At 66.4% G+C, this 23,591-nt stretch carries 17 protein-coding genes; 8 read left to right on the plus strand and 9 right to left on the minus strand.

Annotated elements, in window-relative coordinates:
* Window positions 1-108: 108 nt before the first annotated feature.
* Window positions 109-885: a hypothetical protein gene (locus tag IHE47_RS16085; RefSeq protein WP_192107713.1), complete on the minus strand. Its 777-nt coding sequence runs from the start codon at window positions 883-885 to the stop codon at window positions 109-111.
* Window positions 886-1,077: 192 nt separating this feature from the next.
* Entirely contained in the window at window positions 1,078-1,797 is a 720-nt protein-coding gene (locus IHE47_RS16090) for a thymidine kinase (protein WP_192107715.1), read from the minus strand.
* A 97-nt stretch (window positions 1,798-1,894) separates the two neighbouring features.
* On the opposite strand from IHE47_RS16090, the gene IHE47_RS16095 reads away from it, so the two are divergent.
* Together IHE47_RS16095 and IHE47_RS18000 are read left to right on the plus strand one after the other, a co-directional pair.
* Window positions 1,895-3,874 carry a UvrD-helicase domain-containing protein gene (locus IHE47_RS16095; RefSeq protein ID WP_192107717.1) on the plus strand — a complete coding sequence of 660 codons (1,980 nt, stop codon included), beginning with the start codon at window positions 1,895-1,897 and terminating at the stop codon, window positions 3,872-3,874.
* Window positions 3,875-3,954: 80 nt separating this feature from the next.
* Entirely contained in the window at window positions 3,955-5,538 is a 1,584-nt protein-coding gene (locus tag IHE47_RS18000; protein WP_192107719.1) for a sulfotransferase, read from the plus strand.
* A 195-nt stretch (window positions 5,539-5,733) separates the two neighbouring features.
* Here IHE47_RS18000 and IHE47_RS16105 read toward each other — a convergent pair whose 3' ends face one another.
* From IHE47_RS16105 to IHE47_RS16115, 3 genes are all read right to left on the minus strand, one after another.
* A complete protein-coding gene (locus IHE47_RS16105; RefSeq protein WP_192107721.1) occupies window positions 5,734-8,592 on the minus strand; it encodes a TonB-dependent receptor in 2,859 nt (952 codons plus the stop codon).
* A gap of 456 nt (window positions 8,593-9,048) precedes the next feature.
* A complete protein-coding gene (locus tag IHE47_RS16110) occupies window positions 9,049-11,925 on the minus strand; it encodes a TonB-dependent receptor (protein ID WP_192107723.1) in 2,877 nt (958 codons plus the stop codon).
* 266 nt (window positions 11,926-12,191) lie between these two features.
* Window positions 12,192-13,226, minus strand: a complete 1,035-nt coding sequence (locus tag IHE47_RS16115) for an AI-2E family transporter (protein WP_192107726.1) — start codon at window positions 13,224-13,226, stop codon at window positions 12,192-12,194.
* 122 nt (window positions 13,227-13,348) lie between these two features.
* On the opposite strand from IHE47_RS16115, the gene IHE47_RS16120 reads away from it, so the two are divergent.
* The 5 genes from IHE47_RS16120 (at window position 13,349) to IHE47_RS16140 (ending at window position 19,791) form a co-directional block, all read left to right on the plus strand.
* Window positions 13,349-14,230 (plus strand): HAD family acid phosphatase, encoded by an 882-nt coding sequence (locus IHE47_RS16120; protein ID WP_192107728.1) that lies wholly within the window; start codon window positions 13,349-13,351, stop codon window positions 14,228-14,230.
* 326 nt (window positions 14,231-14,556) lie between these two features.
* Complete coding sequence (locus IHE47_RS16125; RefSeq protein WP_192107730.1) at window positions 14,557-15,462, plus strand: hypothetical protein; 906 nt, start codon at window positions 14,557-14,559, stop codon at window positions 15,460-15,462.
* A gap of 168 nt (window positions 15,463-15,630) precedes the next feature.
* On the plus strand, window positions 15,631-18,306 hold the full coding sequence (plsB, locus tag IHE47_RS16130; protein ID WP_192107737.1) for a glycerol-3-phosphate 1-O-acyltransferase PlsB: 2,676 nt from the start codon (window positions 15,631-15,633) through the stop codon (window positions 18,304-18,306).
* 28 nt (window positions 18,307-18,334) lie between these two features.
* Window positions 18,335-19,090, plus strand: coding sequence for a bifunctional demethylmenaquinone methyltransferase/2-methoxy-6-polyprenyl-1,4-benzoquinol methylase UbiE (gene ubiE, locus IHE47_RS16135; protein WP_192107739.1), 756 nt, complete (start codon window positions 18,335-18,337; stop codon window positions 19,088-19,090).
* A 23-nt stretch (window positions 19,091-19,113) separates the two neighbouring features.
* On the plus strand, window positions 19,114-19,791 hold the full coding sequence (locus IHE47_RS16140; protein WP_192107741.1) for a Pr6Pr family membrane protein: 678 nt from the start codon (window positions 19,114-19,116) through the stop codon (window positions 19,789-19,791).
* A gap of 12 nt (window positions 19,792-19,803) precedes the next feature.
* Here IHE47_RS16140 and IHE47_RS16145 read toward each other — a convergent pair whose 3' ends face one another.
* From IHE47_RS16145 to IHE47_RS16155, 3 genes are read right to left on the minus strand one after another with little or no spacing between them, the layout of a single operon-like run.
* Complete coding sequence (locus tag IHE47_RS16145) at window positions 19,804-20,496, minus strand: glutathione S-transferase family protein (protein WP_192107743.1); 693 nt, start codon at window positions 20,494-20,496, stop codon at window positions 19,804-19,806.
* A gap of 54 nt (window positions 20,497-20,550) precedes the next feature.
* The gene (locus IHE47_RS16150) at window positions 20,551-21,387 is read right to left on the minus strand and encodes a PhzF family phenazine biosynthesis protein (RefSeq protein WP_192107746.1); all 837 of its coding nucleotides are present in this window, start codon (window positions 21,385-21,387) and stop codon (window positions 20,551-20,553) included.
* Window positions 21,384-22,295, minus strand: a complete 912-nt coding sequence (locus tag IHE47_RS16155; protein ID WP_192107748.1) for a DMT family transporter — start codon at window positions 22,293-22,295, stop codon at window positions 21,384-21,386. Before IHE47_RS16155 ends, IHE47_RS16150 begins: the two co-directional genes overlap by 4 nt.
* Before the next feature lie 124 nt (window positions 22,296-22,419).
* Between IHE47_RS16155 and IHE47_RS16160 the strand changes: the two genes are divergently transcribed.
* Window positions 22,420-22,914, plus strand: a complete 495-nt coding sequence (locus tag IHE47_RS16160) for an Lrp/AsnC family transcriptional regulator (RefSeq protein ID WP_192107750.1) — start codon at window positions 22,420-22,422, stop codon at window positions 22,912-22,914.
* Window positions 22,915-22,945: 31 nt separating this feature from the next.
* Here IHE47_RS16160 and IHE47_RS16165 read toward each other — a convergent pair whose 3' ends face one another.
* Window positions 22,946-23,587: an SDR family oxidoreductase gene (locus IHE47_RS16165; protein ID WP_192107752.1), complete on the minus strand. Its 642-nt coding sequence runs from the start codon at window positions 23,585-23,587 to the stop codon at window positions 22,946-22,948.
* Window positions 23,588-23,591 lie beyond the last annotated feature (4 nt).

A 23,591-nucleotide genomic window follows, 5' to 3' on the forward strand; every position in this document is an offset into this window, starting at 1 on the left:
AGGGGTGAGCGCAAAGCGCTTGTCCAGCTTTCGCTGGGATGACGAGCAAGGCATGCAAAGAGGGCGGCCAGTAGCCGCCCTCTTTCGTTTTGCCGAATGCAACGCCGCTCAGAACGGCCAGCGGAACTCCACATGCCGGTTGTTGAACTCCGGGTCGGTCAGGCTGCCGCCCGGCTGCGCGACCAGCGCCTGCGGCATGCCTTCCACTTCCAGTTCCTGGCCCGCGGCGAAACGGGTGCCCAGCGCCTGCATCTCCACCAGCTTCTCGCACAGCACGCCGGCTCGATCCAGTTCGTGGGCGGGAATCTGGCGGAAGCTGAGGTCGGGGCGGCCGAACTTGCGCATGCCGCGGGTATGCACCCACGAACGATCGCTGCCCGGCTCGTCGCTGCGCAGGATCAGCACGTGGTTGCGCGGCGGCGCCCCGCCCGGCACCAGGTAACGCGCGCGCCACGCCTCGGCATCGAACAGGCCCATGATCTGCGGGTCCAGGATCACGCGGCCGCCGATGTCGAGCAGCGCGGCGAGCACGCCCAGCGTGTCGCGCAGATAGTCGAGGCCGGGACCGTCCTTCAGCTGCCCGCGCACCACCAGCACTTCGGGTGCGATGCGCGCCTGTTCGTATGCCTCGGGCGCCTCGTCGCGCAGGATCTCGCCCAGCGTGCCGGCCAGCGGGTAACCCTCCCACTTGCGCAGCTCGAGGTTCTGGAAGCGCTTGAGTTCCACGCCCGCGGGCAGGCCGGGGCTGCCGTAGCGGCGCGCAGGGATCACCAACTCGTGCGGGTCGAACTTGCCGAACACGAAGAACTGCAGCAGCACGTCTTCGTCGCTGCCGGGCTGCCAGTAGGGGCGCAGCCATTCGGGGGTCGGATTGGATTCGCTCATGGTGTGCCTGCGATGAAAGGTGAAAAGGTTCTTGCCCGTCATTCCGACGAAAGCCGGAGTCCAGTGTCTGGGCACTCCGTGATCCGAGGACACTGGATGATTCGCTGCGCTCCCCCTGCGGGGTCAGCCTTCGGCTGTTCAACGCTCGCAAGGCGAGCTTTTGTCCGGCCTTCGCCGGGATGACGTCGAGGTTCAGGGGCGATCGCCAAGGGGAAGCACGCTCTGCTGCAACTCGATGCGGCCACGGCCCTCGGTGATCTTCTTGAACTCGGCACGGCTCACCGAGACATAGCGGTCGTTGCCGCCGATCTCAACCTGCGGCCCCTCGGTGACCGCCCGGCCCTGTCCGTCCACGCGCACCACCATGGTGGCCTTGCTGCCGCTGTGGCAGATCGTCTTGATCTCCTGCAGTTCGTCGGCCCAGGCCAGCAGATAGCGGCTGCCCTCGAACAGTTCGCCGCGGAAATCGGTGCGCAGGCCGTAGGCCAGCACCGGCACGCGCAGCTTGTCCACCACGTCGGTGAGCTGCCACACCTGCTGCCTGGCGAGGAACTGCGCCTCGTCCACGAACACGCAGTGGAGCGTGCCGTGCGCGGCGATGTCGGCCTCGACCAGCGCGAGCAGGTTCTCGTCGCTGCCGAAGCGGCGCGCGTTCGCCTTGAGCCCGATGCGCGAAGCCACCACGCCCATGTGATAGTCCGCAGCCGCAGGCTGCGTCCCTTTCCCCTCTACCGCCTGCGGGAGAGGGTGGCGCGCAGCGCCGGGAGAGGGAACGCCCTGCGCACGCGTATCGATCGCCGGCGTGAGGATCAGCGTGCGCATGCCGCGCTCGTGGTAGTTGTACGCGCTCTGCAGCAGCGTGGTGGTCTTGCCGGCGTTCATCGCCGAGTAATAGAAGTAGAGCTTGGCCATGTCGTTGCGCCAGGTGCCGGGTCGTGCATGGTAGCGCGCCGGCCGGCATCCGACCGCTCTGCTACCATCGGCCGCCGCCTCACGCCCGCCCCGATCCATGCTCAACCCGCAACAACAGGCCGCCGTCGAACACTGCGACACGCCGCTGCTGGTGCTGGCTGGCGCAGGCTCGGGCAAGACCAGCGTGATCACGCAGAAGATCGCCCACCTGATCGGGCGGCGGAAGCTGCCCGCCTCGAAGATCGCCGCGATCACCTTCACCAACAAGGCCGCGCGCGAGATGCGCGAGCGCGTGGGCAAGCTGGTGTCCAGCGAGGACGCCGCCGCGCTCACCGTGTGCACCTTCCACGCGCTGGGGCTGAAGTTCCTGCAGATCGAGCACGCCCGCGCCGGCCTGCGCCGTGGTTTCTCGGTGCTGGACGCGGACGACAGCGAAGGCATCGTCAAGGAGCTCGCGCCCAAAGGCGCGAAGCCCGACGTGCTGTTCAACCTGCGCAACCTGCTCAGCCGCGCCAAGAACGCCGGCCTTTCGCCGGAGGAAGCGCTGGCCGCCGCGCGCAGCCCGCGCGAGCTGGAGGCGGCGACCATCTACGACCTCTACCAGCAGCGCCTCGCCGCCTTCAACGCGGTGGATTTCGACGACCTGATCCGCCTGCCACTGCGCATCCTGGAGAGCGACGACGACTGCCGCGCCGCCTGGCGCGAGCGCCTGCGCTACCTGCTGGTGGACGAATACCAGGACACCAACGACGCGCAGTACCGCCTGCTCAAGGCGCTGACCGGCGAACGCGGCGGCATCACCTGCGTGGGCGACGACGACCAGAGCATCTACGCCTGGCGCGGCGCCAATCCGGAGAACATCGACCAGCTCGGCCGCGACTGGCCCAATCTACGCGTGATCAAGCTGGAGCAGAACTACCGCTGCGGCAAGCGCATCCTGCGTGCCGCCAACGCGCTGATTGCCAACAACCCGCACGCGCACGAAAAAAAGCTGTGGAGCGAGCATCCGGAAGGTGCGCCGATCCGCGTGCTGGAGTGCAAGGAAGCCGAGCACGAGGCCGAGAAGGTGGCCGCGCTCGCCACCACGCTGGCGGAAAAGCACAAGGCGCGCTGGCACGACATGGCCATCCTCTACCGCGGCAACTTCCAGGCGCGTCCGCTGGAAAAGGCGCTGCGGCTGGCGCGCGTGCCCTACCACCTCACCGGCGCGCTCTCCTTCCTCGACCGCGCCGAGGTGAAGGACCTGCTCTGCTACCTGCGCCTGCTCACCAACCCCAACGACGACGCCGCCTTCCTGCGCGTGGTGAACGTGCCCAAGCGCGAGATCGGTTCGACCACGCTTGAAAAGCTGGGCCAGCTCGCGCAATCGAAGCAATGCTCGCTGCTGGAAGCCACCCGCAGCGACGCCGTGCTGCGCCAGCTCACTCCGCGCCCCGCCGCCGCGCTGGCCGCGTTCTCCGACCTGCTCGACGAACTGCGCAGCGCCGCACTGCACGAGAGCGCGGCCGACCTGGTCGAGCGCCTGCTCAAGCGCACCGGCTACGCGGCGCAGCTCGCCGCCGGCACGCCCGACCCCAGCGTGCGCGAGCGCAAGCTCGGCAACCTGCGCGAACTCACCGACTGGTTCCGCGCCATGCAGAAGGGCGACAGCGCCGGCGACCTCGCCGCGCAACTGGCCCTGCTCAGCCACGCCGACCGCGACGACCCCGGCAACGCGGTACGCATGATGACGCTGCATGCCGCCAAGGGCCTGGAGTTCCGCTTCGTCTTCATCGTCGGCTGCGAGGACGGCACCCTGCCGCACGACGGCGCGATCGACGAGGGCCGCATCGACGAGGAGCGTCGCCTGATGTACGTGGGCATCACGCGCGCCAAGGAACTGCTGACGCTGTCGTGGTCGGCGAAGACGAAACGCTATGGCGAGGTGCACAGCAACCAGCCCAGCCGCTTCCTGCACGAGCTGCCGCAGGCCGACCTGCACTGGCAGGGCAAGGACCCGGAGGCGGACAAGGAGGCCGTGCGCGAAACCGCGGAGTCGCACATGGCGCGGATCAAGGCGATGCTCGCTGGCACCTAGTTGACGCGCGGACGCAGGCCTTTCATTGTGTCGAAAGCGACCGGCCGCCTCCCCGCACCGCCGGCGCCAGGGGGATTGCCGTGATCGACTCGACCCGGGCTTACAGCAAGCTCGTCGCCGCCTTCAACCAGAGCGACTGGCCGCGCGTGCAGCAACGCGTCACCCAGCTGCTGGCCGTCGCGCCGAACGATGCGCGCGTGCACTTCATGGCCGGCGTGGCCTGCATGCGCATGCAGCAGATGCCGAAAGCGCTCGAACACCTGCTCAAGGCCACCCACCTGGAACCGCGCCGCGCCGAATACGTTGCGCAATACGCCTGCGCGCTGGCATTGACCCGCCGGCTCCGCGAGGCGCGGCAGGTCGCCGATCGCGCCATGACCTTGTCGCCCGACGATGTGGAGACTCTTGGCACGCTGGGCATGGTGTACAAGCGGGCCAATGCGCACGTGCAATCGGCCAATGCGTTCCGCCGCGCCGTGGCGTTGGCCCCCGGGCAGGCAATCCACCATCTCAACTTCGCCTACGCGTTGAACTCGCTTGGCGACGCCAAAGGCGCCGAGCAGGAGCTGGAAACCTGCGTGCAGACCGAACCGCGCCATTGGTATGCGCACCTGCTGCTCGCACAGCTGCAGAAGCAGACCCGGGAGCACAACCACGTCGAACGCCTGCGTGAACTGCTGGAACGCCACGGCCACGATCCCGGCGCGGACTTGCTGCTCAACATCGCGCTGGGCAAGGAGTGCGATGACCTCGGCGACTACCCGCGGGCGTTCGAGCACTACACGCGCGGCAAGGCCGCCGGCCGGCGCATGCGCCCCTATGCGTTCGCACGCGACGAGGCGATGTTCGAGGCGCTGTATCGCGCCTTCCCGTCCGCCGAAGCCGAGCCCACGATGGCGGGCGATCCCACGCACGAACCGATCTTCGTCATCGGCATGCCGCGCACCGGCACCACCTTGCTGGATCGCGTGCTTTCCAGCCATCCCGACGTGCGCTCCTGTGGCGAACTGCAGAACTTCCCCACCCTGATCCAGCGCGCCTCCGGCTGCCCCACTGCCCTGCTGGGCGAGCCGGACATCGCCGCGCGCACCCGACACATCGACTGGCGGCAACTCGGCGCGGCCTACCTCGCCAGCACGCGGCCGGTGAGCGGCGAAACGCCGCGCTTCATCGACAAGATGCCGCACAACTTCCTCTACGCAGGCTTCATCGCCCGCGCGCTGCCCAACGCGAAGATCGTCTGCCTGCGCCGCGACCCGCTGGACACCTGCATCGGCAACTTCCGCCACCTGTTCGACCAGGAGTCGGGTTTCTACGACTACTCCTTCAACCTGGACGACATCGGCCGCTACTACCTCCAGTTCGACCGCCTGACGGCGCATTGGCGCAAGCTGTTTCCCGGCCGCATCCACGAAGTACGGTACGAGGCACTGGTGGAATCCGCCGAAGCCACGACGCGCGAGCTGCTGGAATTCTGCAAACTGCCATGGGACGACGCCTGCCTGCGTTCCGAGGACAACGCCGCACCGGTCAACACGCCCAACGCGTGGCAGGTACGTGCGCCGATCTACAGGCACGCCATCGGCCACTGGCGCCATTACGAACCCCAACTACGCGATCTGCGCTGGCGTCTCGCCAGTGCGGGCATCGGCGTGGCCGACTGAAACAGCCAGGCAAGCCGAGACACAACGAAAACCCTGGTTCTTGCGGGGGTCCGGGCCGGTTTTCCGTGGAGAAGACCCGTCGGGACTTCGGGTCGTACCGCAGGCGGAATTTCCGGCAAGCCACACCGCCATAAAAAACGGCCCCACCGAAGCGGGGCCGTTTTTCAAGCAGATGAAACATCCACTCCCGCGTGCTTATTCGCCGGCGACGCCGAACTTGTAGTTCAACTCAAGGTACATCGCGCGACCGTACACGTTGTAGTTGCCCGAGTTGTACGGCGAGCCGGAGGTACCCGGATAGCTGTGATCCATCGGCGGCATCTTGTTGAACACGTTGTTCGCCAGGACCGACAGGCCGAGCCGCTTGAGCGGATGCCAGGTGATGCTGGCGTTGTACACCGTCCAGGCCGGCAGCTTGCCCGTACCCGCGTGGATGTAGTTGTCATACACCGTGGCCAGGTAGTTGGGCGTGCTGCCATAGCGGTTGGCATACAGCGTGGCGCTCCAGTTGTCCTTGCTCCAGGTGAGCGAGGCATTGGTCTTGGTCTTGAAGTCGGTGCTCCAGCCCGGGTGGCGCAGCAGGTCGACCGCGGGATCGCCCGGGTAATCCTGGTAGGTGTGCTTCAACTCGTCGCTGTAGGACGCGTTCCAGACCAGGTTGCCCCACGAACCGATGCCATGCGCGTAGCTGAAATTGGCCGAGATGGCGTTGACCTGCTCGTTGGACACGTTCACCTTCGGGGTGAAGATCTCCTCGATGTCGCCAAGCACCGGGACACCGTTGTAGACGTCCGACGCACCACGCGTGATCTGCGCGAAGGCCGCCTTGCAGGTCTCCGTGTTCATGTCGATGATGCCCGCGTCGCACTGGTACTCCGTCAGCGACAGGCCGCCCGCGCTCTGCTGGTTCACCTCGTTGTTGATGTCCCAGTGCAGGTAGTCCACGCTGAGCGACATGCGCTCGACCGGTGCCCAGACCACGCCGTAGCTCCACACCGTTGCGGTGATCGGCTTCAGCTTGGTGCTGCCGGCCTGCTGGCCGAAGAACTGCACGTCGCTGTACTTGGTGGGGCAGTCGGAGACATTCTCACCGGTATAACCGAGGCGGGCGCAGTTGGCGTAGTCGACGACGCTGCTGTAGTAGCCGCTCAGGCCCTGGAACTCGTCGGCCAGAGTCGGCACCTTGAAGGCGGTGCCGTAGCGGCCACGCAGCAGCAGGGAGTCGAACGGGCGGTACTCGATGCCAATGTTGTAGGTGCCGTGGCTGACGTCCTGGCCATCCACGTGGTAACTGTCGTAGCGACCCGAGACATCCACGGTCACCTGGCTCAGCAGCGGGAACTTGAGCTCGGTGGTGGCCGCGTAGCGCGAGCGGTGGCCGGCACCCTGCACGTCGGTGGTACCCCAGATGCCGCCGTTGAGCAGGCGCGGGTCGGGCGTGTAGTTCCAGCCCTGGTTGCCGCCTTCCAGCACCACCGCCACGCCGGCGTCGCCGCCGGGCAGGCTGAACAGCGAGGCATTGGTCACCTGGCCGCGCAGCATGTTGTCCCAGGTCTTGGCGTAGGTGTCCGTGTAGCCGGTGAAGCTGCGGAAATCCGCCGGCGACATCGCCGTGTAGAACGCCGCGTAGTTGATGTTGTCGAACTGCGGATAGGCCCCGTATTTCGGATCCCAGCCGTCCTGCGGCCCCAGCACGTGGGAGCGGAAGTACGCGTCGATGGCGCCGTCGAAGCGCTGGTAGTTGTGCTCGATCAGCTTGTCGTCGGAATGGGTGAAGCCGAGGTCCCAGTCCCAGTTCTGGCCGACGGTGCCGCGGCCGCCCAGGGTGAACATGTACGAGTTCTCGTACTGCTTGTTCATGATGTTCTGGTAGCCGCCGACGTCCTCGGGCGAGAACGCACGCTGGAGGTTGATGTAGTCCTTCAGGTTCGGGTCGTAGATGTAGCCGTAGTCGACCGACGTGCCCCACCAGGTGTAGCCGGAGCCCACGTTGTACTTCTGCTCGCTGTAGTTGTAGAGCAGGTCGCCGTACAGCTGCAGGTTGTCGCTCACGTCGAACGTGTTGTGCGTGTAGAAGTTGGCCGTCTTCTCGTCGTTCTTCATCGTGGCGTAGCCAGGCGTGTAGAACGAACCGCAGTAGGTACCGGAGTTCTTGCGGTACTGCTTGCCTTCGGTGCCGCCAAACTGGCCGGTGACGTTGGCGCAGTTGTTCGGGTCCTCGAACAGGTAGCCCTTACCGGTGCCGCTGTTGACCAGGTAGTCGCGCGAAGCCACCGGCGCGCTGGTGCCCTCGGTGAAGAACTGCTTGGTCAGGTCGCGGCTGTAGGTCCAGATCGGCTGGGACTTCTCGAACTGCGCGCCGACCAGCGAGTTGAACTTGCCCCAGCTGAAGCTGTCGGCGAGGCTGATGCGGCGGCTCGCACCGCCGCCTTCGCTGTAGCCGCCCACGCGCACGTCGACCACCGGCGCATCGATGCGCTTCTTGAGCACGATGTTGATGACGCCCGCGATGGCGTCCGAACCGTACAGCGAGGACTGGCCGCCCGGCAGGATGTCGATGTGGTCGACCATGTCCATCGGGATGCCGCTGAGGCTGTTGAACGCGTCGCTGCCGTTGTACAGGGCGGGGAAGTTGCCCATCGGGCGGCCGTCGATCAGGTACTTCACGAAGCCGACGGGCAGGCCGAACATGCTCAGCGTCTGCGCACCCTGGGTGAACGACGCGGAAGTCGCCGCGCCCTGCACGCTGCCGGTGGCGAACGACGCCTGCTGCAGCGCCTCGGCCACGGTACTGAAGCCCTGCTGCTTCAGCTGGTTGGCCGTGATCGTGATGACCGGCGTGGCGGTCTCGATCTGGGTCTGCGGGATCAGCGAGCCGGTGACCGTGACCGCTTCCAGCTTCTTGGCGTCCTTGGTGTCTGCCGACTGGCTGGCGCCCTGGGTCTGCTGCGTGCTCTGGCTCTGCGGGTCGGCTTGCGTGTCCTGCGCATGGGCGGAAACGGAGCCAAGCGCCAGGGCCGCCACCACGGCGACGGCCAGTTTCGACTTGATCATTATTCGGTACCCCTTAGGTATTCAGTAGCGTTGGAACCCGGTCTTGGCCGGGTATTGGGCACATATGCATCGTCGGATCCCGATGCGGGCGCCAGCCAGCCCCTACTGGCCGGCTGCTGAATGTGCAACGCCATCTGTACCACAAGATTTAACGGTATCGCAATAAATTCTTGCCAATTTCGTCAGAAAGAACGTTTTCGGCGCAATATCACGCACCCTGGAGGGTGCGATAAGTTCTAAAAATATTCCTAAACATCAATTAGTTACATATGAAACAGGTGCTTCCCATGGAGGGATGCCGATGATCCGCCATGCGTCCACGAATGGTTTCCAAACCTGACCGTGACGGCGGACAGATGATTTCTTGCGCTTGCGCACCGCTTCCCCTGGCCACCCCTCACGCAAAAAAAAGCCCTCCCGGAACGGGAGGGCTTCGCTTGGCATCGCTGCCGGTCGTCAGTTGGTGCTGGCGCCAAACTTCCAGTCCGCCTGCAGCATGATCTCGCGGCCGTACACGTTGTAGTTTTGCGTGTTGTAGTACGGGAAACTGGTTGCGTAGGTCATGTCCTTCGGCGGCATCTTGTTCGTCAAGTTGTTGACCAGCATCGACAGGGTCAGGCCCCTCATCGCCGGCGGGGTGTAGTTCAGGCTCCAGTTCCAGGTGATCCACGGCGACACCTTGCCGGCCCCCGGGTAGCTCGGGCCATCGACCATGGCGGTGTAGTTCGGCGTCGGGCCGTAGCGGTGCCAGTACAGCGTGCTGGACCAGGTGTCGTCGTGCAGCGACCAGTTGAGCGCGCCGGTGGCGATGCTCTTGAACTCCGAGCTGTACAGCGGGTTGGCCAGCATGTTGATCGGCTGGCTGCCCGCGTAGATCTGGTACTGGTGCTTCAGCATGCCGTTGTAGTCGAACTGCAGGCCGAACGTGCCGAAGGGAGTCGGGTTGAACTGGTACTTGGCCTCGGCCGTCACCGAATCGGTCACTTCGTTGGAAACGTTGACGTAGTACTGGGTGATGGTATCGACCTGGCCGGTTATCGAATTGCGCACCACCTGGCTCTCCACCTGGTTGCAGAGGCCGGGATCATTCAGCGTGCCGAGCCGGCATTGCGCTTCCTGGCGCATCATCAGGTCGGTGGACTGCGGCGCGATCTCGTTCTGGATGGCGATGTGCAGGAAATCGGCGCTGACGCTGATATTGCTGATGGGCGACCACACGAAACCGCCGGTCCAGCTTTGCGCGGTGGTCGGCTTCAGGTCCTTGTTGGAAAGCAGGTTGCCCTGCACTTGTTCTGAGTAGTTGGCGCTGCAATTCTTGTTGCCACCCTGCGTGGCGCACAGGTAGTAGTCGATGATGTCCTGGTAGTTGCCGCTGGGCCCGAGGAAGATCGCCGACATGTCGGGGGCCAGGAACGAGGTGGAATAGTTGCCGCGCAGCAACAGCGTGTCGAACGGGCGGTATTCGATGCCCGCCTTGTAGGTGAACTTGCCGCTGCTGCTGCCACCGTCCGGCTTGTAGTGGTCGTAGCGGCCGGACAGGTCGAAGGTCAGCTGCTTGAACACCGGCAGGTTCAACTCGAAGGCCGTACCCTGGTGGTCGCGCACGCCGCCGCCGGCTGTGCCGGTGAGACCCCACACTTCGTTGTTCGCAATCAACGGGCTGAGCGGTTCGTACCACGCCTGGTTGCCGCCTTCGACCAGGAAGGCGAAACCGGCGTTGCCGCCCGGCAGCGCGAACAGGCTGTCGTTGGTGACCGTGGCGCGGGTGTTGTTGATCCAGGTGTTGCTGAAGGTGGTGATGTTCCGCATGAAGCTGTTGAGCTGGGCAACCGTCAGCGGCGTGAAGAATGCCTGGTAGTTCGGATTGACCATCTCCAGGCCGGTGTTCGGATCTATGCCGACCGGCCGCAGGATACTGTCAAAATAGGCATTCACCGGTGCCGCCATGCGCTCGGGCGAGCTCTGGTCGGTACGATCGCCGGAACGCAGGTAGTACACATCCCAGTTCCAGTTCGAGTCGCCAAAGGTGCCGTTGGCACCGATGTCGGCCTGGTACATGAAGTCGTCCTGGATGCCCAACTGATTGTAGTAGTTGTTGCCCACTTCCTCGGGGCCGAATATCCGCTCGGGATAAATGATGTTGGTGGTGTTGACGTCTTCCACCAGACCGTACGGATAGCCGACGGCGGGGCCCCACCAGTTGAAGTCGGAACCCGGGGTCCAACGCTGCTGCTGGAAGTCGGCCAGAATGTCGCTGTACAGGCGCACGTAGTTGTTCACGTCGTAACGCAACTTCAGCATGCCGTCGTAACTGCGGCTCTGGTTGTTCAACGTGGTGTAGCTCAGCACGTCCTTGGAACCGCAGAAGGTGCCGGTGCGATTGGGATTGGCGGAGGGGGTGTCATACGTGGTGCCATGGAACAGGCCGCTCATGGCAGCGCAGCCGTCCGTCGGGCTCACGTAACCCAGTACCGAGCCGGTATAGGTATTCGTATAGAGGCTGCCGTAGTTCAAGACGGTAGCCACCGCTACCGGCGTGGGATTGGTGGCAGTCAGTGAGCGCTGGTAGGCCCACGTCGGCGACTGGTTGTCGAACTCCAACGAGCCCAGCACGTTCAGCTTGCCGAAATCGTGGCCGAACGAGAGCGTGATGTGCTGTTCGGCACCGCCGCCGCCATCGAAGTTGCCCGTGCGCACGAACACTTCCGCGCCGTCCATGTGCTGCTTGGTGACGATGTTGACGACGCCGGCGATGGCCGCCGAACCGTAGATCGACGAACCGCCACCAGGGATCACGTCGATGTGGTCGATCATCGACAGCGGGATGTTGGAGATGTTGGTGAAGTTGCTCTGGCCGTTGTAGAGCTGGCCGAACTGGGTGATCGGCTTGCCGTCGATCAGGGTGAGCGTGTATTCCGGGTTCAGGCCGTAGAGGCTGACCGTCTGGGCGCCTTGGGTGAAGCCGCCGCTCTCCTGCGGGCCCTGCACGGAACCGGTGGCCTGCACCACGTTCTGCAGCACCTGCGCCACGCTGGTGAAGCCGCGTGCCTGGATATCCGCGGCCGTGATCGTGTAGGTGGGCGTGGCCGTCTGGATCTGCGCGTTGTTGATCAGCGAACCGCTGACGACCACCGCATCCAGGCGCTTGGCCTGCTTGTCCTGCTTGTCCTGCGAGTTGCCGCTCGCGGACTGGTCGCTGCCGGACGATTGCTGGCTGGTGTCCTGCGCCTGGCTCGATGCGGCTTGCTGGGACTGGTCTGCCGCATAGGAAGCAGACGTGACCCCAAACGCCAAGGCCGCCATCACGGCAATGGCCAGTTTCGACTTGATCATGCTTTGGTTCTCCCCGGTATCAGTATTGGAATCCGGCATTGGTGCTTGGCCGGATATCGCGCGCAGGTGCATCGATTAACCGATGCAGGACCCGCCAATCCCGGTCGAGCCGGGTTCACGCAGGGCGGGTGGTCGCGAGATTTACCACGGGATTTAACGTTATCGCAATGATTTTTTCGGTTCTTTTCTAACGTTGCCGAGATAATCGATTTATATTGCGATCAAAATCGAAATACATTGCTTTTTGCGTATTTTATTTCGAGCATTCAAATCAGCCTCTGCCGCTCCAGTTCGCCCTTGAGATAGGCGTAATAGATCGGCGCCGCGATCACGCCGGGCAGGCCGAAGGCGGCCTCCAGCAGCAGCATCGCCACCAGCAGTTCCCACGCACGCGCATGAATTTGCGAACCCACGATGCGTGCGTTGAGGAAGTACTCGAGCTTGTGGACCAGTATCAGGAAGCACAGCGCGGCGATGGCCACGCCCAGCGAGACCGACAGCGCGGCGACGGTGACGGCGGTGTTGGAGAGCAGGTTGCCGATCACCGGCAGCAGGCCGACGATGAAGGTGATCGCCACCAGCGTCTTGGCCAGCGGCACGTGGATGCCCAGCAGCGGCAGCACACCGAGCAGGAACACCGCGGTGAGCGCGGTGTTGACCAGCGAGATCTTGATCTGCGCGAACACGATGTCGTGGAACGCGCCGGCCAGGCGCTGGCAACGCTGGCCCAGCGCCGCCGCCAGCGGCCCCACCTGGTGCGCCGGGCGGGTGCGGCCCAGGGCCACGATGGCGCCCAGCACCAGGCCGATCAGGATGTGCACGGATACGCGCGCGGCGCCCCTGCCCGCCGTCTGCAGGGTTGCCGCGTGCTTGCTGGCCAGCGCGGCCAGGCCATCGCGCAGGTCGTCGACGCTGTCGGGCAGGTGGTCGACCAGCATCGCCGGCAACTGCTGGCGCGCCTTTTCCACCAGCGGCATCAGCTGCTGCTGCCAGAGCAGCCCGGGGTTGCCCAGCTCGCTGCGGAAGAAGCTGATCGCGCCAAGGATCAGCAGCACCAGCAAGCCCACCACCAGCGCCCCCAGCAGCGCCACCACCACCACCCGCGCGCGATCGCTGGGGATGCGCCGACCCAGCAAGGGCGTCGCCGCCTGCACCAGCTCGTAGACCAGCAGCCCTGCCAACAGCGCGGAAAGCAGGTGCAATTGCAGTACCAGCCACAACAGCAGCGCCGCCAGCACGTAACTGGCGGCATGGATGGCGGGCGAGCTGGCGCGGGATGCAATGGGCGTCGGATCGTTCATGCGGGCTCCGGCGTTGGCGGGGACGGCTGCCAGTCTGTCAGCCGGTGCCGGCGGCAACCAGTCCCGGTCATGCCACTGACGTAAAATCTTGGAAGACTCGCCGCTTTACGTTGGAGAACCCCATGCGACTTCGCCTGCTGCCAGCCCTGGCCGCGTCCCTCCTGCTCGCCGGTTGCGCCAGCGCGCCGACCCACCAGGCCGCCACGCCCGCGCCAGCCCCCGTGGTCGAAGCCGCCGCCAACGACAACCTCAACGCGGTGGCGTGGACGCAGACCGCGATCGAGCACGACCTGATCTACATCCAGGCCTACCGCGACGCGCAGTCGCAGCTGCTGGCCGCCCTGCACGACCCGGACTGGGACGCGCTGTCCAGGGAGGACCGCGTGGCGCCCGCTGCCGGCCTGCCGCCCGCGGTGGTGCTGGACATCGACGAAACCGTGCTGGACAACTCGCCTTACCAGGCCCGCCTGGTGAAGAACGGCGGCGCCTACGACGAGGCCAGCTGGGCCGCCTGGTGCAAGGAGCAGCGCGCCCGCGCCATGCCCGGCGCGCTGGCCTTCACGCAGTTCGCCGCCGCGCATGGCATCGCGGTGATCTACCTGTCCAACCGGGCCAAGGACCTGGACACCGTCACGCTCGCCAACCTGCGCCAGTTGGGCTTCCCCGTCTCCGGCCCGGAGGCCTTCCTTGGCCTGGGCACGGTGGAACCCGGCTGCGACCAGGTGGGCACCGAGAAAGGCTGCCGCCGCCAGCTGGTGAGCCGCAAGTACCGCGTGCTGATGCAGTTCGGCGACCAGCTGGGCGATTTCGTGGACGTGCTCGCCAACACCGAGGCCGGCCGCAAGCAGGCCATCGCCGGCTACATGGACTGGATCGGCACCCGCTGGTTCGTGCTGCCCAATCCCACCTATGGCTCGTGGGAGCCCGCCCTGTTCAACAACGACTGGAGCGCGCCGGCGTCGGAGCAGCGCCGACAGAAGGTGGGTTCCTTACGCTTTAATTGAATAAAAACAATCAATTATAAGAAATAAGAAAAGTATTGCCTTAGCTTTAACGCCCAAGTAATATCTGCTACGCCTACCTGCTGCTGACCTCAAGTTTCCGCAGGCAAGGCCATTTCCCTTCCGGCTCTGCCGGACTGCCCCGCGAGGCTTGGCCCGCGGGGTTTTCTTTGGGCCATCGCCGATGGCGGATGTCGCCGCATACGCTCGCCAATCCGGCTTTCGCCGGTGACGTGCAAAAGCCTTCCCGCAAATTTTTGCGTGCGGCTCTTGTTCACCGCTCACCACGCCACTTACCCTGACCGGCCACGCCCATGCGAGACCTGCCCATGCGTTTCCGCTCCTTCCGCCGCACCCTGCTGCCCCTGTTCGCCGTGCTGGCGCTGGCCGCCTGCCACAACAAGGACGAGGCCACGCAGGTCGGCGGCAGCACGCCGGAAGCGGCCGTGCAGGGTTCGATCACCCTGCTGAAGGCCGGCGACTTCAACGGCCTGTGGAAGCACGCCTTGCCGGCAGGCGACTACGCCACCCTGCGCGCCGACTGGAGCCGCCGCAACGCGGACCGGCCGCCGGTGAGTGCCACGGACGAAGCGCGCTTCGACGCCTCCGTGCAGAAACTCACCGCCCCGGATGCGGAAACGAAGCTCTACGCCGAAGTGCAACCCAAGCTCGACCAGATGCAGCAGCAGTACAAGGACCAGTTGCCGGTGCTGGTTGCCATGGGTGGCGCCTACCTCAAGAACGGCGTGGCGCAGAACCAGTCCCTGGACAGCGAACAGAAGACGCAGGCCGGCAGCCTGATCGACGTGCTGACGCCGTGGGCGCAGCAGGCGCCATGGTTCGACCAGGCCAGGGCGAAGCAGACCATCGGCATCCTGGCGGCCACCGCGCGCAAGCTCGACCTCAAGAGCCCGGAGCAGCTGCGCACGCTGGACTTCGACGGCACCATGGCGAAGTACGCCACCGGCTACGCCGGCCTCAAGCAGGTGCTGGCGATCTACGGCCTGTCGGTGGACGACGCGCTGGCCTCGGCCAAGCTCAGCACCGTTTCCAACCAGGACGGCCACGCCGTGGTGAAGATCGACTACACCCTGCTCGGCAAGCCGCTCTCCGCCGAAACCAGGCTGGTGCAGCAGGACGGCCGCTGGTACAGCGAGTCGCTGGTGGACAACGTGCGCAAGGCGCACCAGGCATTGCAGCAGCCGGCGACGGCAGGCAGCGTGGCCGCGCACTGACGCCAGCCTGCGCTGTTTGTTGCAGGAGCGCACCTTGTGCGCGATGGCTTCGATGCCTGATCAGAGCAAAAGCCTTCGCGCACAGGGTGCTCCTACATACAGTTAGTGCCGGGACGCCCCACCACACGCACAAGCATGGTTTTACGAACCAGCCGGTAGAATAGGCGGATGCAGAACATCTCCCACGCGGATTCCCCACGTCGCCGAGCCCCCTGGTGGTTCCAGCTTGCCGGGCAATTGCTGCAACCCTGGGTGCGCATCCGGCGCGACCCGGCGGAGCCGGCCACCCTGCTCAAGGCCGGCGTGCCGGTGTGCTACGTGATCGAGCGCGACGGCTTCTCCGACGCGCTGATCCTCGACCGCGCCTGCCGCGAGGCCGGCCTGCCCAGCCCGCTGCAGCCGTTGGCCGGCACCCGCCGCAAGCGCTCGGTGTTCGCGCTGATGCGCCGCGACGGCTGGCTGTTCGGCCGCAAGCGCCACCGCTCGCCGAACGAGCCGCTGGGCCAGCTGGTGCATTCGCTGGAAGGCATGCCCGAGCGCGACATCCAGATCGTGCCGGTGTCGATCTACGTGGGCCGCGCGCCGAACCGCGAGTCGGGCTGGTTCAGCGTGCTGTTCTCCGAAAACTGGGTGATGGTGGGCCGCTTCCGGCGCCTGCTGGCGGTGCTGCTGAACGGCCGCGACACCACGGTGCATTTCGCCGAGCCGGTGTCGCTGCGCGAGGTGCTGGCCGAGTCCGGCGAGCTGCCGCCGCCGCGCTTCGCCCGCAAGCTGGCGCGCGTGCTGCGCACCCACTTCCGGCGCATCCGCGCCGCGGTGATCGGGCCGGACCTCTCGCACCGCCGCACCGTGGTGGACGACGTGCTGCGCGCCGAGCCGGTGCGCGCGGCGATCGCCGCCACCGCGGCGAAGGAGAAGATCAGCGAAGCCAAGGCCACGCGCCGCGCGCAGAAGATGATGCTGGAGATCGCCGCCGACTACTCGCACCCGGTGGTGCGCTCGGTGTCGTTCCTGCTGTCGAACTTCTGGAACAAGCTGTACGACGGCATCGCCATGCACCACTTCGACAAGGCCCGCGCCGCCGCGCCGGGCTACGAAGTGGTGTACGTGCCCAGCCACCGCAGCCACGCCGACTACCTGCTGCTCAGCTACCAGCTGCACATGTCCGGCGTGGTGCCGCCGCACATCGCCGCGGGCGTCAACCTCAACCTGCCGCTGATCGGGCCGATCCTGCGCCGCGGCGGCGCGTTCTTCATGCGCCGCACCTTCAAGGGCAACGCGATGTACTCGGTGATCTTCAACGAGTACATGGCGCAGCTGATCGACCGCGGCGTGCCGATGGAGTACTTCGTCGAAGGCGGCCGCTCGCGCACCGGGCGCCTGCTGGCGCCGCGCGCCGGCCTGCTGTCGATGACGGTGCGCGCCTTCCTGCGCGCGCCGCGCCGGCCGGTGCTGTTCCAGCCGGTGTACATCGGCTACGAGAAGCTGATGGAAGGCAAGAGCTACGCGGGCGAGCTCAGCGGCCAGCCCAAGGAGAAGGAAACCCTGTTCGCCCTGCTGCGTGGCATCGGCGGGCTGTTCAAGCAGCGCTACGGCCACGTCACGATCAACTTCGGCGAGCCGATCGAGCTGACCCCGCTGCTGGAGGCGGCCAGCCCGGACTGGCGCAGCGCCAGCGCCGACCCCGATACCCGCCCCGAGTGGCTGGGCGGCGCCATCGACCAGTTGGCCGAGCGCATCCAGGTCAACGTCAACCGCGCCGCCGACGTCAACCCGATCAACCTGCTCGCGCTCACCCTGCTGGCCACGCCCAAGCACGCGATGGCCGAGAACGACCTGCTGGCGCAGCTCGAACTCACCCGGTCGCTGCTGCTGGAACTGCCCTACTCCGACCGCGTCACCATCACCCCGATGGATCCCGCCGGCATCATCGCCTACGGCGAGCAGATGGGCTGGATCCGCCGCATCAAGCACCCGCTGGGCGACGTGCTGGACGTGGAGGCCGAGCAGGCGGTGCTGCTCAGCTACTTCCGCAACAACGTGCTGCACCTGGTCGCCGTCGCCGCATGGGTAGCCTGCTGCTTCCTCAACAACCGCCGCGTGTCGCCCGCCTCGGTGCAGCGGCTGGGCCGCGTCATCTATCCGTTCCTGCAGGGCGAGCTGTTCCTCGCCTGGGACGAACAGGGCTTCGCCGCGCAGGTGCAGGCCACCGTCGACTTCTTCGTGCGGCGCGGCCTGCTGGAGACCACCGGCGACGGCCGCATGCTGGAACGCGCGCCGGGCCAGGACGACAGCGCCTACCAGCTGCGCATCATCGCGCGCAGCCTGATCCAGGCCTTCGAGCGCTACTACATCGCGCTGGCCGCGCTGGCCAAGCACGGCCCGCATGCGCTCACCGCGGCCGAGCTGGAAAACACCTGCACGCTCACCGCGCAAAGGCTCTCCCTGCTCAACGAACTCAACGCGCCGGAGTTCTTCGACAAGGCGCTGTTCCGCGGCTTCATCCAGAAGCTGCGCGAGCGCCGCGTGGTATGGACGGACGACGCCGGCAAGCTTGACTTCGACAACGCGCTGGACGAGATGGTGCGCGACTCGCGGGTGATCCTCTCGCGCGAGATGCGCCACTCCATCCTCAAGATCACGCCTGGCGGCGAACGCGATGTCGTGGCCGACGAACCCGCGCCGGAACCCGCCGCGCCCGTACCGCTCGCGTCAACCGCCGATGCCGGCGCGGAACTGCACCAGCGCCACGCGGCGGCCGAGCACGAAAGCCATCGCGCCCACCCCGCCGCCACCCCGGCGGCCGCGGAACAAGAAGGCACGCAGCGCGACCTGCCGCTGTGACGATCCATCCATCCGAGCGCATGACGCCATGAACGAGCAGCCCACGGCCACCACCCATTTCGGTTTCCGCGACGTGCCCGTCGCCGACAAGCAGAAGCTGGTCGGCGAGGTGTTCACCTCGGTCGCGCGCAACTACGACCTGATGAACGACCTGATGTCGTTCGGCATCCACCGGCTGTGGAAGCGCCACTTCGTGGCGATCAGCGGCGTGCGCAAGGGCGACCGCGTGCTGGACCTGGCCGGCGGCACCGGCGACATCGCCGCGCTGCTCAAGCCGGTGGTGGGCGAACAAGGCGAGGTCGTCGTCGGCGACATCAACGCCGCCATGCTCGGCGTGGGCCGCGACCGCCTCACCGACCGCGGCCTGGTCGGCGGTTTGCGCTGGGCCCAGCTCAACGCCGAGGCGCTGCCGTTCCCGGACAACTCGTTCGACGCGGTGACCATGGCCTTCGGCCTGCGCAACGTCACCGACAAGGACAAGGCGCTGGCCGACATCTGCCGCGTGCTCAAGCCCGGCGGCCGCCTGCTGGTGCTGGAGTTCTCGCGCGTGCAGAACGAGCTGTTCAACAAGCTCTACGACTTCCACTCGTTCAAGGTGCTGCCGAAACTCGGCCAGCTGTTCGCCGGCGACGCCGATAGCTACCAGTACCTCGCCGAATCCATCCGCAAGCACCCCGACCAGCAGACGCTCAAGGGCATGATGGAACGCGCCGGCTTCGGCCGCGTGGAGGTGCGCAACCTCTCGAACGGCATCGTGGCGATCCATCGGGCGTACAAGTTCTGATTCGCTGCTGGCCGGAACGCCCGATGCAGCACACGTCGAACCGCCATCGCATCTTCGCCGCCGTGGCGGCACTGCTGGGCTGGCTCACGTTGGCGTTGCAGTTGTTGCTGTCGATCCGGCTGGGCATCGACAACGGGCGCGGCGCATGGAGCGGCGTATGGACCTACCTCGGCTACTTCACCATCCTCACCAATCTTCTGGTGGCTCTGGTGCTGACCGCGGCGGCGCGTGGTCCGCAAAACGCAGTCGACCGCCGGCTCCTCCGCCCGGGCATGCAGACCGCGACCGCGATGAGCATCGTCATCGTCGCTGCGGTCTACAACCTGATGTTGCGCCAGCTGTGGCAGCCGCACGGCTGGCAGATCGTCGCCGACAACATGCTGCACGTGGTGATGCCGGCACTGTTCCTGCTGCATTGGTGGCTGGCGGTGCCGAAGGCAACGCTGCGCTGGCCTCAGGTATTTACCTGGCAGGTGTATCCAGCCGTGTATTTCGCCTACGTGCTGCTGCGTGGCGCGATGGATGGCCGCTATCCGTATCCGTTCCTCGATGTCACCACGCTGGGCTACCTGCGCGTACTGCTCGATGCCTGCGGCGTGCTGCTGGCGTTTGTCCTGGTCGGCGTGGCCTTGGTTGCGCTGGGACGATGGCAAGCAAGGCGTTCCGTGAAAACCCGCATCGCGCCGCCGACGAAGTCCTGAGCGCGACGCACGTCAGGCTGGTACGCGCAGATCCTGCAACCACGTGCCCGCGCGCCGCGCTTCGTCCTCATGCTCGGGGTCGCGCCACGGCTCCGCCAAGGCCGCGTCATACCACTCGCGCATGGCGGGCAGGTCGAGCAAACGCTGCGCATAAGCCATCGCCGCGGCGCCAAGCTGCAGTCCATAGCTCTGGATGCGGAACGCCACCGGCGCGAAGAACGCATCGACCGCGGTGAAATCCTTGCCGGCGAGGAAGGGGCCGCCGAAGCGCACCAGGCCCTCGCTCCACAGCTCGTCGATGCGCGCCATGTCCTTGCGCAAGGCTTCGCCGGGCGCATCGATGCGCACGCGCACGCCGCAGTTCATCGTGCAGCTGCCGCGCAAGGCGTTGAAGCCGGAATGCATCTCGGCGGCGGCGCAACGTGCCCATGCCCGCGCCTGCGGATCGGACGGCCAGATGCCGGCGTGCCGCTCGGCGAGGTATTCCGCGATCGCCAATGAATCCCATACCACGGTGTCGCCGTCGCATAGGCAGGGCACCTTGCCGCTGGGCGAGAACGCGCGGAACGCCGCCCAGTTCGCGCCCACGCCGCCGTCGAACGGCACCAGCTTTTCCGTGAACGCGATGCCGCGCTCGCGCAGCAGCACCCACGGCCGCAGCGACCACGAGGAGTAGTTCTTGTTGGCGATGTAGAGCTCGTACACGATGCACTCCTCGATTGGTGGTCTGAATGGTGCGGCCTGCATCGCCGGGCATGGCTACATCAGGCGGGCCCTTCCCGAGACGCGGATGGAACTGCCCGGCCCCGCCGGAATCTCGGCCCTGAGCCGCGAGGGACTGCCCATGTCCACGCCCTGCAGCACCTCGATGTCGCCGCCATGCGGCCAGCCCAGGTCGCGCAGGTAGCCGGCGAAAGCCGCGGTCGCGGCACCCGTGGCGGGATCTTCGTAGACACCACCGGAGGCGAAGGGATTGCGAGTGTGGAAACGCTGCGGTGTCTCGGCATGGGCGAGCAGAATGGTGACCAGCCCGGCACGGCGCATCAAGGCGCGGCCGGCGTCCAGTTCGTAGGCCATCGACGCCAACGCTTCGCGGCTACGCAAGGCCAGCGCCAGATGGTCCGCGCCGCCGTGGATCAACGCGGGTGGCAGGCGCGGATCGAGATCCGCGCGGCTGTAGCCGAACAGCGCCAGCGCCTCGTCCACCAGCGCCTGCGGCGCGGGCGCGCTGCGGGTCGGCGGCGATTGCAGCGCGGCGCTCAGCGTGCCGCCCGCGCTGCGGCCCTCGACGGTGATCTTCGCCTCGTTGAGGGTCAACGCGAATACGCCGTCGCCCTGCGCGAGCGCGAGCGCCGCGCCCAGCGCGATCGTGGCGTGGCCGCAGAACGGCACCTCGGATTCGGGCGAGAAATAGCGCACCCGCCAGCCATCGTCCTGGCGCATGGCGAAGGCGGTTTCCGAAAACCCGACCTCGGCGGCAATCCGCTGCATTGCCGCCGCATCCGGCAACGCATCGGCGATCAGCACACCCGCGGGATTGCCGCCGGCATCGCCGTCGGCGAAGGCCGCGATGCGCAGGACCCCGGCGCCGCTCATGTCGCCTCCGAAACAGCGGCCGGCACCGGCGGCGCCCGACGGCGCGCATTCGCCAGCACCACGCCGCCGATCACGATGGCGCCGCCCACCAGCACCATCGCGCCAGGCACTTCGCCCAGCCATACCCAGCCGATCACGATGGCGATGGGCGGCGAGAGGTAGATGAAACTGGACACGCGCGACGCGCTGGCGCGATGCACTGCCACGTTCCATGCGAGATAGCCGATGAAGCTCGGCGCGATGCCCAGCCACAACAGCGCGGCGACATGCGACCACGGTGCCGCCGCCAGCGCCTGCGGCAAGCCGCCCGCGAACGGCAGGCAACCCAGCGTGCCGGCGAAGAAGGCGAAGGCGGTGACCGCCAATGTGCTGGAGCGCGCGAACATCGGTTTCTGCCCCACGAAGAAGATCGCCGAGGCCAGCACGCACACCAGCACCAGCAGCGCCTTCGGATCGGCTTCGACTTTTTGCCCGCTGGCCAGCACCACCAGCACCGTGCCGACCAGTGCGATGGCAAGGCCGATCCAGGTGCGCAGGCTCAAACGCTCGTGCAGCCACAACGCCGACACCGCCGCCGTCGCCGCGGGTACCAGGCAGATGATGATGGACGCCGTGCCGCTGGCGATGCGCGTTTCCGACCAGTTGAGGCAGACGTGGTACGCGGTGAGCCCGACCAGCCCCAGCACGAACAACTTCGGCCAGTCGCGCAGCGCCGGCAGCGGCACGCGCTTCGCCGCCAGCAGCGCGGCGAAGCACAGCGAGCCGATGGCCAGCCGCGCGAACGCCACCTCGCCCGGCGTGAACGAGGCCAGCGCGTAGGCGATCGCGGCATACGCCGACGACCAGGTGACCAGCGCGATGGCGATGCAGACTAGGGCGCGTGCGTCGAGGCGCTCGGTGGCGCTCATGGGTGGAAGTTCCTGCAGTGGGGAGTGCGCATCCTAGTCTTGCCGGCGATGCCGCGGAATAATGCATCGACAGGCCACCACGATGTTTCGCCGTCGATCGAAACAAAAACCGGAGCATGCCGCCTTGGAATCGAAACCCGAACTGGACGCCAAGGACTGGCAGTTGCTGGAAGCCCTGCAGCGCGACGCGCGGCTGGGCTACGCCGAGCTGGGCCGCAAGGTGAAGCTCTCCGCGCCAGCCGTGGCCGAACGCGTGAAGCGGCTGGAGGATGCCGGCGTGATCACCGGCTATCGCGCCATGGTGGAACCGAAAAGGCTGGGCTACCGCATCGAGGCGATGGTACGGCTGCGCTGCGACGGCGGCATCTGCGCGCGCATCGGCCAGATCGTCGCGGACATCCCCGAGGTGCTGGATTGCCGCCGCCTCGCCGGTGAGGATTCCGCCCTTCTGCGCGTGGTGGCGATGTCCATCAACCACCTCGAAAGCGTGCTCGATCGCCTGCTGAAGATCCACTCCAGCATCAGCACCACCACGCTGATCGTGCTGCAGGCGCCGCACGCGAACCGCGCGGTCACCCGCGCGATGTGGGACGCCGCGCGCAAGCTGCCGCTGGATTGAGCGGTCGCGCACGGCGCGAATCCGGCTGCCGTCACAGGAATGCCGGTTTGTCGCCTTCCGTACCGGGCTTGTCCACGCCGACATTGCCGCACACCAGCAGGCCGGGCGATTCGATCAGCTTCACGACCAGGTCCGCCACGCTGCGGCGCGAGACCTCGGTGCCCTTGAACGGCGCGTCGCGGCCTGTGGTCTCGTAGTCGATCTCGTCCTCGTCGGTAAGCCATGCGGGACGCAGGATGGTGTAGTCCAGGCCGGAAGCCTCGAGCATGTCCGCCGCACGGCGGTAAGGGCCGAGGTAGGGGCCGATCTCGCGGCGGTTCCAGGCGCCGAACTTGCCGGGCACCTCGTCGTAGATGCCCAGCGAGGCGACGAACACGATGCGCTTCACGCCGGCGGCCTGCATCGCCGCGACGATGGATTTCATCTGCACATCCACCTCGCCGGCCAGGTTGACGTAGACCAGGTCCTGTCCCGCCATGGCGGCATCGAGCCGGTCCCGGTCGAGCACGTCGCCTTCGACGATGCGCGCATGCGCGGGAGCGCGGCCGAGCTTCCGCGCATGCCGGAGGAACAGCGTGAGCCTGGTGTCGTCGCGATCGGCCAGCATGCGGATCACCCAGCGGGCGATCTGGCCGCCGGCGCCCAGCACCAGCACGTTGCCTGCACGTTTCATGGTC

Source organism: Rhodanobacter sp. DHB23, from assembly GCF_014842975.1.
Classification (GTDB): Bacteria; Pseudomonadota; Gammaproteobacteria; order Xanthomonadales; family Rhodanobacteraceae; genus Rhodanobacter_A.

Bases quoted from the DNA above. Each gene is read 5' to 3' on its own strand.
- IHE47_RS16085 (WP_192107713.1), bottom strand. From the start codon at position 885: ATGAGCGAATCCAATCCGACCCCCGAATGGCTGCGCCCCTACTGGCAG.
- IHE47_RS16090 (WP_192107715.1), bottom strand. From the start codon at position 1,797: ATGGCCAAGCTCTACTTCTATTACTCGGCGATGAACGCCGGCAAGACC.
- IHE47_RS16095 (WP_192107717.1), top strand. From the start codon at position 1,895: ATGCTCAACCCGCAACAACAGGCCGCCGTCGAACACTGCGACACGCCG.
- IHE47_RS16105 (WP_192107721.1), bottom strand. From the start codon at position 8,592: ATGATCAAGTCGAAACTGGCCGTCGCCGTGGTGGCGGCCCTGGCGCTT.
- IHE47_RS16110 (WP_192107723.1), bottom strand. From the start codon at position 11,925: ATGATCAAGTCGAAACTGGCCATTGCCGTGATGGCGGCCTTGGCGTTT.
- IHE47_RS16115 (WP_192107726.1), bottom strand. From the start codon at position 13,226: ATGAACGATCCGACGCCCATTGCATCCCGCGCCAGCTCGCCCGCCATC.
- IHE47_RS16120 (WP_192107728.1), top strand. From the start codon at position 13,349: ATGCGACTTCGCCTGCTGCCAGCCCTGGCCGCGTCCCTCCTGCTCGCC.
- IHE47_RS16125 (WP_192107730.1), top strand. From the start codon at position 14,557: ATGCGTTTCCGCTCCTTCCGCCGCACCCTGCTGCCCCTGTTCGCCGTG.
- plsB (WP_192107737.1), top strand. From the start codon at position 15,631: ATGCAGAACATCTCCCACGCGGATTCCCCACGTCGCCGAGCCCCCTGG.
- ubiE (WP_192107739.1), top strand. From the start codon at position 18,335: ATGAACGAGCAGCCCACGGCCACCACCCATTTCGGTTTCCGCGACGTG.
- IHE47_RS16140 (WP_192107741.1), top strand. From the start codon at position 19,114: ATGCAGCACACGTCGAACCGCCATCGCATCTTCGCCGCCGTGGCGGCA.
- IHE47_RS16150 (WP_192107746.1), bottom strand. From the start codon at position 21,387: ATGAGCGGCGCCGGGGTCCTGCGCATCGCGGCCTTCGCCGACGGCGAT.
- IHE47_RS16155 (WP_192107748.1), bottom strand. From the start codon at position 22,295: ATGAGCGCCACCGAGCGCCTCGACGCACGCGCCCTAGTCTGCATCGCC.
- IHE47_RS16165 (WP_192107752.1), bottom strand. From the start codon at position 23,587: ATGAAACGTGCAGGCAACGTGCTGGTGCTGGGCGCCGGCGGCCAGATC.